At 61.2% G+C, this 14,081-nt stretch carries 11 protein-coding genes; all 11 read right to left on the bottom strand.

Going from position 1 to position 14,081, the window contains the following annotated elements; all coding sequences use genetic code 11:
• Nucleotides 1-6: 6 nt before the first annotated feature.
• Nucleotides 7-252, bottom strand: coding sequence for a hypothetical protein (locus WFQ67_RS10265; protein WP_337056775.1), 246 nt, complete (start codon nucleotides 250-252; stop codon nucleotides 7-9).
• Between the two features lie 2 nt (nucleotides 253-254).
• Complete coding sequence (locus WFQ67_RS10260; RefSeq protein WP_337056774.1) at nucleotides 255-452, bottom strand: type II holin; 198 nt, start codon at nucleotides 450-452, stop codon at nucleotides 255-257.
• Between the two features lie 2 nt (nucleotides 453-454).
• Nucleotides 455-2,008, bottom strand: a complete 1,554-nt coding sequence (locus tag WFQ67_RS10255) for a phage tail fiber domain-containing protein (RefSeq protein WP_337056773.1) — start codon at nucleotides 2,006-2,008, stop codon at nucleotides 455-457.
• 96 nt (nucleotides 2,009-2,104) lie between these two features.
• Nucleotides 2,105-2,485: a hypothetical protein gene (locus tag WFQ67_RS10250; protein ID WP_337056771.1), complete on the bottom strand. Its 381-nt coding sequence runs from the start codon at nucleotides 2,483-2,485 to the stop codon at nucleotides 2,105-2,107.
• A gap of 36 nt (nucleotides 2,486-2,521) precedes the next feature.
• The gene (locus WFQ67_RS10245; protein ID WP_337056770.1) at nucleotides 2,522-6,607 is read right to left on the bottom strand and encodes a transglycosylase SLT domain-containing protein; all 4,086 of its coding nucleotides are present in this window, start codon (nucleotides 6,605-6,607) and stop codon (nucleotides 2,522-2,524) included.
• 15 nt (nucleotides 6,608-6,622) lie between these two features.
• Nucleotides 6,623-8,890, bottom strand: coding sequence for a hypothetical protein (locus WFQ67_RS10240; protein WP_337056769.1), 2,268 nt, complete (start codon nucleotides 8,888-8,890; stop codon nucleotides 6,623-6,625).
• The gene (locus WFQ67_RS10235) at nucleotides 8,887-9,438 is read right to left on the bottom strand and encodes a virion core protein, T7 gp14 family (RefSeq protein WP_337056768.1); all 552 of its coding nucleotides are present in this window, start codon (nucleotides 9,436-9,438) and stop codon (nucleotides 8,887-8,889) included. The genes WFQ67_RS10240 and WFQ67_RS10235 overlap by 4 nt, the downstream gene beginning before the upstream one ends.
• 9 nt (nucleotides 9,439-9,447) lie before the next feature.
• Complete coding sequence (locus WFQ67_RS10230) at nucleotides 9,448-9,894, bottom strand: phage protein Gp13 family protein (protein WP_337056766.1); 447 nt, start codon at nucleotides 9,892-9,894, stop codon at nucleotides 9,448-9,450.
• 51 nt (nucleotides 9,895-9,945) lie between these two features.
• Entirely contained in the window at nucleotides 9,946-12,312 is a 2,367-nt protein-coding gene (locus tag WFQ67_RS10225; protein ID WP_337056765.1) for a phage nozzle protein, read from the bottom strand.
• An 8-nt stretch (nucleotides 12,313-12,320) separates the two neighbouring features.
• Nucleotides 12,321-12,914 (bottom strand): hypothetical protein, encoded by a 594-nt coding sequence (locus WFQ67_RS10220; protein ID WP_337056764.1) that lies wholly within the window; start codon nucleotides 12,912-12,914, stop codon nucleotides 12,321-12,323.
• 74 nt (nucleotides 12,915-12,988) lie between these two features.
• Nucleotides 12,989-14,014: a hypothetical protein gene (locus WFQ67_RS10215; RefSeq protein WP_337056763.1), complete on the bottom strand. Its 1,026-nt coding sequence runs from the start codon at nucleotides 14,012-14,014 to the stop codon at nucleotides 12,989-12,991.
• Nucleotides 14,015-14,081: the final 67 nt, after the last annotated feature.

The raw sequence follows: 14,081 nt of genomic DNA, 5'->3' as shown, positions 1-14,081 counted from the left end.
GGGTGTTTAGTGGCGGGTTTCTTCTTCGTCCGTCAGGTCCGGCACTTCTGCCAGGGCTGCGGCGAGTTCGCCCAGGAGGCCGGCATCCGGCTTCAACTTGGCGATGGCGAACTTGTGTCGTTCGAGGTATTTGCTGATTGCGTTGTAGAGCTGAGGGGATCGACGCTCCGGGTCTCGGAGGTCAGACAACATGTTCCGACCGGTCTCGGTGTCGATGGCCTCAAGCAAGCGCTCAAGGACGGTCTGGGTCACGGTTACTCCTTGGGTTTGTCCCCCTTGACGGCCTTATGGATCGCGAGGCCGGTCATTACGAGGGAGTAGATGATTGCGGTGACGTAGAACCATTCGTTAAACGTCAGGCCGAACACGAGGCGACCTACTGCGTCAGTAGCGGCCGCCCCAGCAACGGGGGCCACTTGGATCACCCCGTTGTTGAAGTCAATGGAAATCAAAGTTAGTCCTCGATGTATAAGGCAGCGATGGAGGAAGGTGGGTAGCTACTGTGCCAAGCCGTGAATTGGATGGACGTACCGTCGGCGGCTACAACGAAGTCATCGCGGCAATTCGCGTCCCAGTAGTAGCGATGTCCAGCCCCCCTTTTGGCTGTTATGTCTACGGTCACATAGGGCCAATTGGTGTGTCCTATGCGGATGCTTTCACCTGTTAAGATCGCGCGACTCAGGGGTGCCGTGAACGGCTGACCCGACAGCGTACCGGTCCAAAGGACCTCCTCAACGAGGACCCTCCGTTTAGCTTGTGATGCGCCCAAGGCGGTGCGAGCGGAGGCTGCTGAAGCGCTGACCATCAGTGTCTTGATATGAGCGGGCACCGAGAGTCCGCTGTAGCACGGCTCCCAATTGGACCATGCGGCCCCATCCTGATATCTAATCCACTCAAAGCCATCGGTTCTTCTAACGGCGCGCTGAAAGCTCCGAGAAGCAACCGTGATGGTTACGTGGGTGATGTAACCAGTGAAGGCAGCGTTTGGACCGTTGCTCGCGCCTCCGACGTAGTAATGTCCGGTCGCCTGGATGGTGTTTATGTCAGCAGCGCCAAGGCTTACCGCTGTTCCGCCAAGGCCAAATGACCCAGCAACCAAAAGCGACGAGGGATCGGTGTCTGAAACAGAAGAGGGATAGCGCCGATCATAGGATAGAGCGCTGCCGTCAGCGTTAAGAGCAAGGACCCACCGTGGGCCTTTTGCGGCTGGGAGGCCAACACCAGCAGCGCTTGCGGCGGCCTCAGCCGCCTTCTGGATGGCGATGTCTCGCGCGCCCTCACTTGCCGCGCGCGCGGCTTGGGAACCGTTTGCCTGAGTCTCTGCCTTAGAGGCTTGCGTGGTTGCAACGCCGGCTGATGTACCGGCTGATGTCGCGGAAACGGAAGCACTGGCGCGCGCCAAATCAGCCGCATCTCGATACTCCTTCGCACTCAGTTGGGAAGCATTGGCGCTATCTTTATAGGATTGTGCAAGCAGCTCAGATGCCCGCGCAGCATCCTCAGAAGCCTTCGCTGCGTTTCTACTGTTCAAGGCACTTTCAGCCCATGCCTGCTCCTGGCGCAGCGTCACTGCGTCGCCTGCCTCAAAAGCATCCGCGAGATTCACGAGGCGCCGGCCGCGCGCGTCGAGGTTGCCGTTGTTGTCGGCACCAATGGTGTCCACGACCATGTTCCGCGCCTCTTCGGCCACATGGAGGGTCTGCACCTGGGAGATGTTCAGCTCATTGGCGCGCAGGATGGAGCCGTCAGCGAAGTCCACAAGGCGGTCCGTGGTGCTGGTGTTACGGCGAATCTCAATGCGCTCGTAGGCATCCGCAGGCCCCCATGCTTTGGTGGTCTGGATGCTGGTCTTGCTGATGAATCGGAATTCGGAACTGAGGGTGAGGGTCTTGCGATCCTGACCGATCAAGGTCACCTGTACGAATCGCCGGGCCAGATACTCAAAAGGTACGTCGAAGTCCTTTTTGCTCCCGTTGAGGTCGTAGGTGTAAACAGTCGTAACTGCCATGTTTACTCCTTGTGTGGAAAAAGAAAGAGGACCCGAAGGTCCCCTTAAAGTGAGGGCTTTTGATCTGCCAGCCCCAGGCAGTGAACGATGTGCGTGTCATTTGGTTGGCAAGGCGAATGCCTTGGCGGAGCCGTTGAGCACGTACCAGCAATTCCGGCTCAGGGCCGACTCCTTCGTGATCTGCACAGCCGTGATGCCATCGGCGCCCTGGGCGAACGCAGCGATCTTCAGGTCATTCAGCAGGGTCGACTCCTCAGGTGCGTCCTCAACGAAGCTCCGGTGACACCGAGATGCAGACACATCGGTCAGCACCTCAGCGTTGCTCGGGAGCGCATCGTATTGGCGAACGGCACGGACAGCCTCCCGCTGATCCTTGAGGCTCAGGTAGGACTGCTCATTGCCGACTTGCATGTTGGAGGAGAAGGAGGAGCAGCCGGTGGCCAGGACGGACACCAGCAGAATTCCCAGGGCTTTCATTCGTGGACGGCTTCCATGTTGGGCAAAGCCGCTATGTTACCTCGTCCGGTCCACGCCTTGATCCTGTGCCAGCCGTTGCAGCAGGTTTTGACTCACAGGGTCATTGGGGACGAAGTTCTTGAGGGCGTTGAAGAGCCCCGTCATGTGGCCCTGCCGGTCTCCCCTCTCGTCGCCCAGGAGATGGGCCCCTGAGTATCCCGCTTGGATGCCGTTTGCAGCGACCCCAAGCGCCGGTATCTGCTCCGCAGCGCGGGACATGAAGCCGGTCATGAGGTCGGAACGCAGTGGGCTGTAGCGGATTGGCCGACCATCCTGGGCTTGCTGCTGCTCACGGGGCAGGATCGAGGTCCGCACCATGGCTGCTTGGTCCGCACCGAAGGGCGCACTCAGGAAGTTGGAGACACCGAAGGGCGCACCTACGTGGGAGCTGCGGGAGATCGCCGCATAGGCAAGCATGCTCGGGCTCAAGGCCTCGCGCAGGTACTTCTCTCGGGCTCGCTGAGGCAGTCCCAAGGCCTTCAGTTGAGTGGATGCAGCGTAGAACGCAGTGGCCAGCGCCAGGGACGCAGCGACCTTGAAGGTCTGATCGAGGGCCTGCCTGTTGCGGGTGGCCTCCATCCAGCCTCGTACCAGCCGCCCATTGAGCGACCGAAGGACGAACATCTTGAACTGAAGGACCATCGCCCCGACCGCGCCATACTGCTTCGAGGGTGCCAGGGACATCTTGTGAGGCCTCAGCATCGTCTCGTCAGCCACGGCATCGCCCAGGCGCCACAGGTCCATTGAGCGCGGGTCAGCGGCCAGCTTGTCAGTATCCTTAATACGCCATTGGCCGTTCTTGTTGCGCTTGAAGTGAGACCGGATGAGGTCCTGAATTCCCTTGAATTGCTCAGGGGTGATCGAGGCCGACCGCAGCCGCTCAGGGGTGAAGAGCTTCGTCTCCAGGCCGTTCAACGTGTGGTCGATGAGGTCCACAAGAAGCCCCTGGCGGCCAGCGTCCATGATGTAGTTGCCGGTCTCCCGGAGCAGCCAAGTGAACGGAGAGCGCACCGAAGCTTCGCCCGTTGCCCACTTCACGGAGCCCGCCACCTGGGACCCGTAGTAGTTGTGGGTCTCCCGGAGTCGATCAACGATGTCTTGGCGGGTAGGCCGAATGAGGTCATCCAGTTCCCGGCCAAAAACGATGTTGTGCATGTCCTTGATGTCCTCAGGGGCCAGCTTTGCGCCGGCAGTGGTCCACTTCTTGAGCAGAGGGACACCCTTGAGGAGCATCCGCTGGTGGCCTTTAACGAACAGGCTGGCGGCCTCGGTGATGTTCTGTGCACCCATGTAGGCGTTCTTGGTCATGAAGCCCACGTCGTTGAGGCTGCGGATGGCGGTCTGCCAGATGCCGTCAGGGTCACGACGAGCGCGCCCAGTGAACATCTTCAGGGCATCCATCAGAGCATCAGCTTCCGCAGTGTCGGCCCCAGGAGCAGCGCCTTGGCGCATCTTGATGGCCATCGACTTGAGCTGCTTGGTGCTCTTCCCGGTGCCGCCCATGAGGGCCACGTCCCCGTTAACTCGACGGTCGTACTGCGGGACGATCCGCATGATGTCGAACTCACGAAGGTCGTCCACGCTGAATAGAGAGCCGTCCGGGAGGTTGATCCGAACGTCCGAATCGAACAGGTTCCGGGCCTCAAGGTAGTCGTTGTTCTCGACCCCTACGCCATCCTGAAGGTGCTCCTCGACGATGTGGCTGCGGTTGAAGCGCTCGGTGTGGCTGATGCCGTAAGCCTTGTCGTTGGCGTACTTCTCCACGGCAGCCTGAAGGGCCTCTGGGGTCAGCTTCTCCTCGCCTGCGGTCTCTTGAAGCATCTTGTCCACCCTGGCGCGGACTTGAGGACGCTTCGCATAGGAGGCCAGCCAGGAGCGCTTAATGGCTTCCTGAAGACCCTCGGGGCCGCCCAACTGACGCAGGAGGACCTGCTTGGCAGCGGTGCTATAGCGCATCGGGTAGTAGGAGCCGGTATGGCGGGTTTCTTCGAGCAGACTCCGGGCGGTCAGATTGCCGAACTGCCCAGGATTCTCGATGTAGTCCCACTTCTGGGCCATGTGCTCCCGCAGTTGCTCCACCAGCTTCATCTCCGCAGGGGTCAGGCTCTGGGTCTTCTCGCCGTGGCTGGCGGCTTCCATGGTCTCCACTACGCGCCGACTGATCGCCTCACGCTTGGCGGCCTCAGAGCCCTGGCGGCCTTGCCAGTAGGGGTCCTTCAGCACCTCGTCGATCTGCTCAGCAAAGCGGTTGTGGGCCACGTTGTCCTGAGAACGCAGGCGCTCAGCGATGTCCGAGGCGGTTGCCCCGAACTTGCCGTTGGAGCCCGTCTGGTAGCCGGTTGGGGACCTGAAGAGGTCATACGCCACAGCGCGCATGTCAGGGTTATCCGACGAGCCCAGCTTGTAGCCGATCTCCGAAAGGCTGCCCAGGGAGAACCCACGGACGGCCTTGGTGCCAAGGGGGTCCAGCTCTACGAACGTGTCCACGGTCTTGGGGTTGATTGGCGACCCGCCGCTATGGATCGAACCGTCTGGGGTACGAGAGGCCTCGCTGTCGAAGGGAACGTCGAGGTAAGGACCCGAAGGGCTCTCCTTTATCTCTTCGCCCTCCCTGAAGGGCATCCGGGCGGGGTCCTCCTCAGCACCCGCCAAGCGGGCCTGCTCACGCAACTGGAGGCGGCTTGCTGCCCCACCGATACGGTTCATCTCCTGGGTCAACGCGGGGACCTCACTACCGTCCCCATCGATCCAGCTTTCCAGCAGCGGCTTCTCGTTGTTCAGTCCGGGGCCTACTGGTCCTTGGGGTGCCTCGGGGCCCAGAAGCTCCCCATCCAGGGCAGTGTCGCCTTCGTCCCAGGAGTTACGCCCGGGGCGAGCACCCATGATGCCGTTCAGCAGACCACCAAAGGCAGCGCCACCAGCAATGGCGGCCCCCAGGTTCTCCTCCTTACCTGACGCCTTGGATGCCGAATGCTCCGACAGGCCACCCAGGGCGCCACCCACGGCAGCCCCGCCGACCAAGCGAGAGGCCAAACCAGCCCCTGCTCCTCTTGCCGGGTTCACCAAGCTCCAGGGGTCGCCCATCATCCCAGCAGCGCCCCCGATGATCTGCGCACCGAGGGTGGCGCCATCACGGGCCTGGACGAGCTTCTGGTTCTCCAGGGCGAGCGAAAGGTTCTGGTCGAAGTTCCGCTTGTAGCCCCTGAGGACCACATCGTAGAACTGCGGGTCCAGCCCAGAGGTACGGAGCTTGTCGTAGTCCTCGTCGGTCCAGTCGCTCAGACGGCCCCCATCCAAGGGCTCGTTGAAGACATCCCGAAGCATCGTGAACGACTGCGTGAAGTCCGCATTACCCTCTTGGTTGACCGACCGGATCATCATGCCGAGCACAGAGTTCTGAAGGGCTTCCTTCGCGGCCATGCCGGTGCCCTCGAACATACCGGCCTCCTCGGTCCGGCCAGTGGTCGTATACAGCTCCTGGGCGAAGGTCGGTGCCTTGGGGGCGATGTCCTGGCCCTCCACCTCGAAGGAGGCGAAGGTGTCCGGGGAGTTGCCCGGTGTCACCGTGGGTTGCGCTTCGATGCCTGCGGGTGCCTCAAATCCGCCTGCGGGCTTTACGAACGAGTCCAGCTCGGCTCGCTTGCCGGTGTTGGTCACGTCCGCCAGCTTGCGCATGTAGTTCAGTCCCTCCTCGCTGACCCCAGAGAAGTCCCCACGGTCATACGCATCGAGCTGAGGAGCGCCCTTTCGGCCCGCCCCTTGGTTGTACGCCAGGAGCGCCTTGAGCTGGTCACCACCGGCCAACTGGATGTTGTCCCGCATGTGGCGAGCCGCCGCGTCGATGGACTTGGCTGGGTCGAAGAAGTCCTCATCCCGCTCCAGGCCATAGGCCAAGCCAGTGGCTGCGGTCATCTGGGCCAGACCGCGAGGCCCCGTAGGGCTCACGGCGTTGGGGTTGAAGGACGACTCAAGGAAGATTTGCTTGTGCAGGAGGTCGTAAGGGACCCCGTAGTTGGCCGAGGCGGACTGAATGAGCGAGTCAAACGGTCCACCTTCGGCTTTGATCTTGTCGTAGCCGTTCATGTGTTCTCCTAAGGGTTAGCGGTCTCGGAAGCCCGCAGCCCCCTCAAGGGTTCCAGTGGACGGATCGAGACCACCGAAAGGTGAGTCTTGCCGGCGTTTCCGCTCGGCCTTGTAGCTGTTGATCTTCTCGTCAGCCGCCTTCTGGCGTTGCGCCTTGGCTTTGGCTGCGGCCTCTTGTTGCTGGAGGACGTAGACCTGACGGAGGTACTGCGTGGAGATCGGTGGGAGGTTGAGAGACGACACGGCGTCGCTCAGGACAATCCCGTTCGGGGTTTCACGGATCGTGATGTCCCCCTCGTTGATCCAGGGCCGCGCCTTGGCGATGTCCCTGATGAATTGGTTCAGGATGTCTCGCCCTGCGCTCCAGCTCTCGGCGTTCTGCGGGTCGACCATGAGGGTTCGCTTCTGGACAGCGCCCACGGTCTTGCCCTCTGCGGCCCCGTTGGAGGCCTCAAAGGACACGGTGGACTTACGGAGCCAGTCGTTGACCGTGGCCAGCGCTGTGCCCTCGTCGCCGGTTCGGAACAGCTCGGAGTCGTAGAGGGTGCGAGCTGCATTGCGCAGCGGTGTGGGCAGATAGGGAACGCTGGAGGCCGAAGAGCTGAGCACTTCGCTCCACTTCTGTTCCTGAATGATCTGCTCTTCCTTGCTGAGGCCCTTCTTGCGGCGCTCAGCGTCCACCATGGTCTCGATGCCGAAGCCGGACTTCTCCAGTAGGGACACCCGCTCTGCCAGCGCCGAGGCCTCCGGGTACAGCGATGCGATAGTCGCCGGGTCGGACTGGTAGATGCGCTGGAAGTCCCGAATGCGGGCCGTGTTCTCGGTGCTGACCTCTGCGGACTCGGCAACGATGAGCCCCTGGAACTGGTTCATAGCGTCCGTGGTGAGCGTCTGGAAGTGCTTCCTGAAGGGGCCTTCCCCGAAGTCAGCCCGCAGGTACTCAAGCTTCAGCCGGTCCTTCTCGTCCTGGGGGAGGCTCATCCGGTCGATCTCAGCGATCTTCTTGATCCCAAAGTTCGCCGCGTCCTCATCCTTGAAGTCGCCAGTGTCAGCATTGGTTTCGTAGGTTCGCCAATCCGTAGACACGTTGTCGCCGGCTATCCGCTGGGCATACTTGGTCTCGAACAGGAGCGCCTTGTTGTCCGCCTTGATCTGTTTGTCCATCGCCTTCATCCGCTTTTGCGAGTCCTCACCGATCTGGGCCAGCAGGCGCCCCCGTGCCGCATCCAAAGCCTTCGTCTGGCTGGTCACGACGTTGGTGTCCTGAATCTTGTAGAGCTGCCCCTGCATGGAAGCGAGCTTCGAGAGCCCCACATGTGGGTCGCTTTGGGCGAGAGCGTCCTGAAGCCCGAAGGTGAACCCTTGGTCCAGCTCGCGGTTCCGCTTGAAGGCTGCCTCCCCCGCCTTGACCTGATAGTTCTCAAGGACCTCGGGGCCGACGATATCGCGGACCTTCATCTGCTTGCCGTAGAGGGTGACCTCCTGATCCCCGATGTTCTTGAAGAACACATCGGCCCCTGGTTGGGCGGCGTTCTGGGCCAAGGAGTCCCGAAGGACGCTCACAGCCATCCCCTCAGTCGGTATGGAGCCCGAGGCGAGGCTGGCGGTGAAGTAGTTGGCGAAGTCACCTGGGGCCGAGCTGGATCGCAGGAATCCCTCGTCGGAGAACATCGAACCAAGGTCCGAGGTTGTCTCCATCTGGGCAATCGCCTGGGCCTGCTCGCTCAGTTTCCTGGCGTGCTCGTCGAAGATCGCGGCGTTGCGCTGGGTGATGTCTGCGTTGAAGCCCCGTTGGTAGTCAGCGTCAGCGGGGTCGACCCCCACAGATTCCGCATAGCGGTTCGCCTTGTCCTCCAAGCGTGTGTTTCGGTACTCCGTCAGCTCCTGCTGAGTCTTGAAGGCACCCTGGGCGATCTTCTCCTTGATCTCCGTTTCCACCTCAAAGGCGGCATTGCGGCCCGACTTGAACCGCAAGGCCTGCATGGCGTCCGGGTCGTCCTGATAGAGGAGTGTCCCGTTGGCCACAGCCTGTCGGCGCTGCTCCGGGGTGAGCTTGCGGATAATCTCGTTGGAGCGCTCATCGGCCATAGACTGCTGATGGTCCCTGTAGGAGCCGAAGGCGGACGCAGCGTTGCGCCCAAACTGAAGAAGGGCCTGCCCAATGCCCTCCCCTTGCTGCGGGGCCTCGTAGGTCGCTGCCCGGTAGCCTAAGCGCCCGGTGTTGCGCAGCTTCTCGACCCCAGTACGTTCCTGGCCGTCCACGGCCTGCTTGATGCTGTTCATCGTTTGGTCTTCCCTGCCTGCATCTGCTGATCCACGGAGTAGCCCTGAGCGGCACCTCCCATACCTGCCGACACCACGTTCAACGCACTGGCCAGCTTGGATGTGCGGAACACCGGAGCACTCGACTTGAGCTGGGACTTGGTGTTCTCAACGTTGCCGACTTGGTTCGCAAAGATCGTCCCGTAGTCGCGCTGGTAGTTGTCCAGAACGGCCATCTTCTCTCTGGAGGTCTCAGCGTCCGTGACCCGCTCGATGCGGTCCATGGAGTTGCCCGCGAGGTTGGATTCACCGATTGCTGCCGCGACCATCCCTTTGTTCCTGAGGGACTTGAGGTTGATCTCGGTCATCTGCTGGTTCGCCTGCTCGGCCTTGTCCTTGGCTTCCAGGGCGAGGTCCGCATTGCCGATGTTCATCTGCTTGATCATTTCGATCTGCGACTTACGGCGAGCGTCTTCTGCCTGCCCCTCGGCCTTGGCCTTGTCGTGAGCGCCTGCGGCTGCCCCTGCGACAGCCACTACGGCCATCGCGATAGATACTGGTTCACACATGGCGGCCCCTTAGAAGTAGAACTGCCGGAACTCATGGCCGTTGTGCATGAACGGCTCAGGGTTCCAGACGGCGCCCAGGTGACGAAGGAGCTTGATGTGCGCCTTGTTCTCGCTGGACACGACATTGGTGAAGGGGATGAGGAGCGTGTTGCCCTCTTTGATGGCCTGTAGGTGGCCCCGCAGAAGCTTGAGCATCTGGGCCTTGCGCGCAGCCGATAGGGCCTCAGCGTGGACAGTGTGTACGAACCAGATGAGGCCGTGCTGGTGGCCCCCTACTGCCAGGACCTTTCCGCTGTCGTCGGAGATGTGCATCACCGTGGGGTCGTTCGACGATGCCGTCAGGACCTCCACAGGATCGCGCCCAGCTTCCACGCGCTCCATCTCGTCTCTGTCGCTCTGGGCAAGCGCCAGGGCCGCCTGGAAGAGGTGCAGGTAATTCGCTTTGTAGAGCTTCATTGAACCTCCTTGTTGTTGGAATGAAAGAAGGCCCCGAAGGGCCTCCTGTGGTTAAACGCCTGTGGATCGCCGGAGGTAGTTGCCCTCCCAGCCGCAGCCGATGATGTTCACGGGCACAGGTGCCTTGGAGAACAGGTAGACCTCCTGGCGCCGAGCGTCCCCTGTGACCGGGAACTTGAACTGGCCCGTGCTGGCGTTGGGGTAGCCGAGCATCACTGAGGAGCCCAGGCGTCCCCCTGACATGCTGTAGCTGTACCGGACGGAGCCGTTTGTCACGACGATCTCGAAGGCCCCGGAGTCCTCGTAGTTCACCCAGGCGCGGCGCAGCTGGAGCCGACCGATGTCCTCGGTGCTCGATGAGCCGTCGTCTGCGGTTTGCTTGATGAGGAACTTGGAGAACCCATAGGCGAACTCGTAGGCCCGGCCAATGGTGAAGAACTTGCCCGTCATGTCCCCATCCAGGCGAAGCAGTGGGTCAGTCGCCCAGCCGCCCTCAGGCATCTCGTGGAGCCGGAACACGCCGTCCTCCGAGATGGTCCAGAAGTCGCCCTCACCGGGAGTGAACCCATAGAGGTCCCGGAGGTTGATCTTGGTGAGGTATTCGTTGTCATCGAAGGAGGTGGGCTTCACCTGCACCTTCATGTCCATGTAGGACCGCCAGGGCTCGTGGCTGAAATCCACGGTGTCCTTGGTGAACTCGACGCGCTCCAGGGTGATGCCCCCGGGGCGTCGCAGGATCATCCACATGAAGGACCCGATGCAGCAGGCGCTGAGGACCTCGACGCCCTCCCCCATCTCCCAGTGGCTCCACGACTGCTGGACAACGTTCTCGTCCATGTAGAGGAACTTGTAGATGAACACGCAGCTACGATCGGTATCGCTGAGCACCGTCAGGAAGTTCTCGGTGCCTGAGCCGTGCAAGGCGAACACAGTGTTGGGCACGTAGCTCGGGACGTGGGCCGAGATGTCCTCAGCGCTCTTAACGTCGCTCACATCCTGCACCGCGTAGTACCGCTTAACGGAACTGTAGGAGGCCCGAGGACTGACGAAATAGACCCCACGGCCAATCCCGAATGGGCGCGCGTAGTCGCTCACGTCGAACTCCGTGGTGAGGTCCAACTGGATCGTCTTGGTGGACATTACGCCAGCACTGGTCAGGACGAACTGCGCTTGGTCGCTCCAGAGGAGCAGCTGCTCGCTGAACGGCACGGCGTACTTCAGGACTGACACCCTGTTGTGACTGATCGCCACGTCAATCGGGTCATCGTCACTGATCTCCGCAACCGAGGCCGGGAAGAAGTCGAAGTATTTCGAGGTCCGGCTCATCACGACGTTCTCACCGGACAAGAAGCCCAGGCGGTTCCTGAAGAAGAACACGTCGTTGAGCGTGAAATCCACGAAGCTCGGCATCGGGTTGGTGTCGTCATCGCCCGCGCTTCGAGTGCCCCAGGTCAGAGCCCGGAAGTCGAACTGCCCGTCTGCGGCCCTGATGAGGGCATGAGGCATGGACAACGGGTCCACCCCGGTGATGATCCCAGGCTTAACCGTCTCCTTCCAAACGGCCCCTTTCGCGTCATAGCGGACCCAGTAGTTGTCCCCGGACTTCGAGGACTCCCCTGTGATCTCCACCAGATAGCCGTCCTTGCACTGCAACGGCAGCTTCGCAAAGGTCTGGACCTGATGGATGAATGCGTTGATCAACTGGTTCGCATAACCGTCTGCGGTCTTGATCGTTGAGATCATCTCCGAGGTCTTTGCGGTGACCAGTAGCCAGCCCTGCCCCGCTTCAGCCGCCCACTTGGCGGTCGTGTTGATCTGGGTGGCCAACTGGGTGGCAATCCACTGGGCATCCGTCTGGGTCACATGGGCGGCGGTGGAGCCATCAGGCATCGCCAGGGAGGCAACCTGAACGTCATTGATCGTGATGGACAACGTTCGCCCGTACTGCCCACCCCGGACGTTCACTACGGCCCTTGAGGTAAGCGCCGGGTAGCCTGGGTGGGTGGTGGTGTTCGCCATCGTGACCTTCTTGTTGCGGTTCACGATGAACGTGTAGTCGGCCACCGTGACCATCCGTAGGTCTTCCCTGGGGCGGGGGCAGTTGGCATAGCCGTTGTAGCCACGGACCAGATAGGAGTTCCCCAGGAGGTCCACCACCTCAACTCCGGTGCCTGTGAAGACCACGAAGTATTGCTCCACCTTGTCCCGGTTGATCAGGTGTATGGACGGCTTACCGGGCCACTTGGAGTCCGGCCCGAGGTTCTTCACGAAGGTGGTCGGCGGTCGCTTTTGGAGACCTTCGGCCTCTGAAGACCACCCGTTGATTTGAAGCTCGCCTTGGTTGGAAAACCGGAGGATGTCCGGCTGCTGGCTGATGCCGCCTTTCAGATTCTTGACGGACTGCGATACGAGACCCATGAGACCTCCTATCGCGACAGTCGGCCAGCGACCCAGGCGTCACCGTCCAGCATGTTGAAGGCGCCGTAGTCCAGCTCGAACTCCTGCACTGCCTGCCACGCCTCTTGCACCTCTACCTGAAGAGACGCCTCGATCTCAGCGGCCCCGAAGAACCGGATGTTGAAGCGCTGGGCGGCCTTGGCGACGATGTAGGTGCGGAACTGAACGGGCATCTCCTCGAAGCCCTTCAGGCGAATCAGGTTGACCGTTATCGGGTCAGTGAACTGGTCGGTCTTCGCGGTGCGGTCGTAGACGTAGCCGCCACGGTTCACGTAGATGCTGGTTCCGCTCTGGGACTTCACTGAGAGGAAGTCAGGGAGCCAGTTGATGAGCTTCGAGAACACATCCGGGTTAAGGGTTGCGTCCTCTTCAATGTTGAATGTCCATCCCTTGGACTGGACTTCGAGATTCACCCCATTGAGGATTCGTCGGCAGTTCGCCACGTCAGCGTTTGCGTCCCCCTCAAGGGTGTTCACTGGGCTCTCGCCAATGGCCGACAGCATGTCGTTCACGGCGGCCAGCTCGTCCGAAGTCTCAAGGTTTGCCTCATAGCTGCGCGCCATGGGTGCCTCCTTGCGATTGGCTGGATAAAAAAAACCCCTAAGAGCCATTGCGGACTCAAAGGGGTTCGGGAGGGTTAGGCGACGTTGAAGATCAACGCACCAGCGGCTTCAGGACGCAGGCCGCCATGGCCCATCGCGTACTTGCCGATGATCTGGTCAGCCTGGAATTCGGCTCGACGAGCACGCTCCAGGGCCATGTCACGCAGCTTCACGGTGCCGACCGCCGAGCGGTGGTTGAACAGACCCACTACGGAGTCGAGTGCAACTTTCGCGGTAGCAGTAGCAGTGGCCGGGAAGGCGTGCTTCTGGTTGGTGCCGGCAAGGTCATCGCCAGCGCCACCCACGGTCAGGTGGGGAACTTCGATGACCACGAAGCCCATGACGTTGCGGATGTTGCCGGTCTCCGGGTCGATCAGGGCCGAGTAGTTCGCCGAGTTCGGCATCAGGGCCGCCAGGATCGCGGAGTAGTTGTCCGGGGTGGTGTAGAAGCGACGGTCAGATGCCGGGACGTAGTTCGAGGTCAGACGTGCACGGGCCTTGGTGAGACCCTTCAGGATCGCCTTGCCCATCTCCTCGGAGTCGGCGTTCAGGGCGGCCTTGTCGCCAATCGGCAGGACCACAGCCTTGCCCAGGCCGGTGATGTTCTCGTCGTTCGCAGCCGGCAGGTTGCACAGAGCAGCCATTTCAGCCAGAACGGCACCGTCCGCTGCCAGAGCCAGGGCTTCGCCGAGCTGGGCCGAATACTCGGAGCGAACGTCGTAGTTGTTCATTGCGTCTTCGATGTCGAAGATCAGAACGTCGGAGGTCAGCAAGCCGTCGATCTGGATGATCTTTTCGGAGTGCTTGATTTCGCCGCGCTTGTCGTCGAGGTTTTCACCGGGCTTCAGGTAGTAGCCTTTGGTGCGACCCATGACCGGGAAGGAGGCGGACTTGCCGTTCTGGATGGTGCGGACCATGTGCTTATCCATGGTCACGGAGCGGCGAGCGAAGGCAGTCAGCACCTCGCCACCGAAGATTTTCAGGAAGAGGGCCAGTTTGTCGGCGTCATTGACACCCTTGCCTTGGTTCTTACCGACCTGTTGGCCGTTTGTGTTTGCCATGTACTACTCCTTGTGCATGTGTTTGTTGCGGGCACAGGGAGTCCTCGGGATGTACCCGAAGACGTCG

Origin of the sequence: Pseudomonas sp. USHLN015 (assembly GCF_037153275.1) — a bacterium.
GTDB lineage: Bacteria > Pseudomonadota > Gammaproteobacteria > Pseudomonadales > Pseudomonadaceae > Metapseudomonas > Metapseudomonas tohonis.
Note: the sequence above shows the minus strand (reverse complement) of the source record. Positions and strands in the feature narration are given on the sequence as shown.

What these genes read in the sequence shown, in the direction of transcription:
- WFQ67_RS10255 (WP_337056773.1), bottom strand. Translation starts at nt 2,008, where the DNA reads ATGGCAGTTACGACTGTTTACACCTACGACCTCAACGGGAGCAAAAAG.
- WFQ67_RS10250 (WP_337056771.1), bottom strand. Translation starts at nt 2,485, where the DNA reads ATGAAAGCCCTGGGAATTCTGCTGGTGTCCGTCCTGGCCACCGGCTGC.
- WFQ67_RS10245 (WP_337056770.1), bottom strand. Translation starts at nt 6,607, where the DNA reads ATGAACGGCTACGACAAGATCAAAGCCGAAGGTGGACCGTTTGACTCG.
- WFQ67_RS10240 (WP_337056769.1), bottom strand. Translation starts at nt 8,890, where the DNA reads ATGAACAGCATCAAGCAGGCCGTGGACGGCCAGGAACGTACTGGGGTC.
- WFQ67_RS10235 (WP_337056768.1), bottom strand. Translation starts at nt 9,438, where the DNA reads ATGTGTGAACCAGTATCTATCGCGATGGCCGTAGTGGCTGTCGCAGGG.
- WFQ67_RS10230 (WP_337056766.1), bottom strand. Translation starts at nt 9,894, where the DNA reads ATGAAGCTCTACAAAGCGAATTACCTGCACCTCTTCCAGGCGGCCCTG.
- WFQ67_RS10225 (WP_337056765.1), bottom strand. Translation starts at nt 12,312, where the DNA reads ATGGGTCTCGTATCGCAGTCCGTCAAGAATCTGAAAGGCGGCATCAGC.
- WFQ67_RS10220 (WP_337056764.1), bottom strand. Translation starts at nt 12,914, where the DNA reads ATGGCGCGCAGCTATGAGGCAAACCTTGAGACTTCGGACGAGCTGGCC.
- WFQ67_RS10215 (WP_337056763.1), bottom strand. Translation starts at nt 14,014, where the DNA reads ATGGCAAACACAAACGGCCAACAGGTCGGTAAGAACCAAGGCAAGGGT.